At 52.2% G+C, this 431-nt stretch carries 1 protein-coding gene; it reads left to right on the forward strand.

Going from position 1 to position 431, the window contains the following annotated elements; genetic code table 11:
- Positions 1 to 86: 86 nt before the first annotated feature.
- The coding region (locus JWG43_RS18575; protein ID WP_205244402.1) for a glycosyltransferase family 4 protein at positions 87 to 431 on the forward strand (345 nt) is incomplete at its 3' end.

Raw genomic sequence — 431 nt, forward strand, 5'->3', positions numbered from 1 at the left:
TGTCAACGCCTCATCGTGAAAAGCGACTCGCGAACCGTATACTTCTAGAAGAGCAAGTTTCTGATGCCGGTCGTATGGTTCGTCCAATGGTCAGCGATCGAGTGTGGATCACAGACGGGGTGCTGACCCGTGCTGAGCTTAACCGACTTTATGATGCAGCAACCTTCTACGTCTGTACGTCCCATGCCGAAGGACAAAATCTTCCCTTGCTCGAAGCGATGGCAAGAGGAGTGGTGCCGGTTACAGTCGATCATACTGCAATGTCTGACTACATTTCAGATAACGATGCTGTCGTCATCCCCTCGCGGACGAGGCCTTTGGATATTCGCCTTGCAGCGCGATATCGCATGTATGGCGTAGAGACGAATTATGTCGATGCGGACGATGTGAGCTCTGCCTTGCAGCGAGCAGAAGACATGAATGATGACGCC

Origin of the sequence: Desulfobulbus alkaliphilus, assembly GCF_016918545.1 — a bacterium.
GTDB classification, from domain to species: domain Bacteria; phylum Desulfobacterota; class Desulfobulbia; order Desulfobulbales; family Desulfobulbaceae; genus Desulfobulbus; species Desulfobulbus alkaliphilus.